This is a genomic window from Segatella cerevisiae, assembly GCF_024054555.1.
In the GTDB taxonomy this organism is placed as follows: domain Bacteria; phylum Bacteroidota; class Bacteroidia; order Bacteroidales; family Bacteroidaceae; genus Prevotella; species Prevotella cerevisiae.
Genome location: NZ_JAMXLY010000104.1, coordinates 1 through 1,457, shown reverse-complemented (window position 1 = coordinate 1,457; position 1,457 = coordinate 1). Strand labels below are relative to the sequence as shown.

General features: G+C 34.2%; 2 protein-coding genes and 1 pseudogene. 1 reads left to right on the top strand and 2 read right to left on the bottom strand.

Annotated elements, in window-relative coordinates; genetic code table 11:
* A pseudogene (locus NG821_RS12760) lies at nucleotides 1-100 on the top strand (IS30 family transposase); the annotation flags it as partial.
* Here NG821_RS12760 and NG821_RS12495 read toward each other — a convergent pair.
* Together NG821_RS12495 and NG821_RS12490 are read right to left on the bottom strand one after the other, a co-directional pair.
* The gene (locus tag NG821_RS12495) at nucleotides 97-1,017 is read right to left on the bottom strand and encodes a PKD-like family lipoprotein (RefSeq protein ID WP_252761987.1); all 921 of its coding nucleotides are present in this window, start codon (nucleotides 1,015-1,017) and stop codon (nucleotides 97-99) included. The pseudogene NG821_RS12760 and the gene NG821_RS12495 sit on opposite strands and share 4 nt — an antisense overlap.
* 12 nt (nucleotides 1,018-1,029) lie before the next feature.
* The gene (locus NG821_RS12490; RefSeq protein ID WP_252761986.1) at nucleotides 1,030-1,278 is read right to left on the bottom strand and encodes a hypothetical protein; all 249 of its coding nucleotides are present in this window, start codon (nucleotides 1,276-1,278) and stop codon (nucleotides 1,030-1,032) included.
* Nucleotides 1,279-1,457 lie beyond the last annotated feature (179 nt).

Genomic DNA, 1,457 nt, shown 5'->3' with positions numbered 1-1,457 from the left:
TCAGAAAATAAAGATGATTGAGTATAAAATTAACACAAGACCAAGAAAGAAGTTGAACTTTGACTGTCCGCTTGAATCCTTTTATGATAAGATTATCTAAATTTGCACTTGCTTGTTGAATTCACCAAAGACAAGAATATCACCAAAATCATAAGGAACCATATTTTTATATAATGAATAAATGCCAACCTTTGCAGCTCCAAACTTCCCAATATTTGCAGACATACCATAAATTGAATACAATAAATTATTATTAATAAGGTATAAATCATTTAGCATTGAAGAAAAGAATATAGACTGAGGGTTGCATGTTGAAGTGGAATAAAATTCATCTTTAAACGTTTTAAATAGGGCTAAAGTATTTGCATTGATGGTAAATATATCACGGGTACTTAATATATGAAAAACTTTTTGGTTGGCCAATGTAATAACTCCCGATGTATCTTGAATAGTCTGGTAATATCCTCCGGACTGATAAGTCATACAGATGGCTTTACCGGGAAGCTTTTTGTTTCCTCCTGCCAAAATATCATTATACATAACTCCATTATTGCTTATATAATCAAAGTCTGTGGAATCATTTATATCTTTTAGAACATACCATCCTGGCCCCAAGGACGAAGAAACGACCGTTAAGTCTATTTGTTGGCGTTTATAAACGTCTTTCTTAAAATCGATTACTTTAAAGTTAAGGTAATAGCTACCCGCATCAAGAGATATTTTGGCATTTAATTTTGGAGATGTTCCCAATATTTTTTTCGAAGGCAAAACTCCAGCTGTAGCAGATTCCGTGACTGACCACTCATAATTATATGAATTAGTATCTTTTATTCCCTTTAATTGAGGAGATAAATGTAAGGTATCCCCTTGTACTATTTGTAAAGCGGTATCTAACCCCTGAATAGTAATTGGCATAACTTCATTGGCTGAAATATAATTATAATTTCCTTTATCTTCGATACAACCGGTAAGAAAAGGTATTAATAAAATATATAAATATAAACTATTTTTTTTCATCGTCTGTTTGTTTTAATTGTCCATCGATACAATATCCCCATTCGCTGCTCTTAAAGGGTTATCTGGATGTTGTTGATTATATTCCACTAAAGCTTGTTTTGCAGTGGCTGAAAGCCAATTCAGGAATGAATAGTCAGAAGGTCTTTGATCCCACTCCGTGTATCCAGTAGCTTGCATGATAAAACGCATCTTTACACTATTCCACGAAAGACCAAAATAATACTTCCAAAAGGTATCCCACAACTTGGGTTTATTAGCCATATCAGACATTTTAACCGTGAAGATCCGCCACGCATCAATTCCTTGTCTGAAATCACTAGTGTCTCTTAATATATGTTAATCGTATGTAAAGTCAATACTAAGCTGCTGCTCGTCGCCATCAGTCTGCTCTCGATCCAAAGGTTCGAAGAGCTCCCGGATGGTATCCTTGACAAGCAATG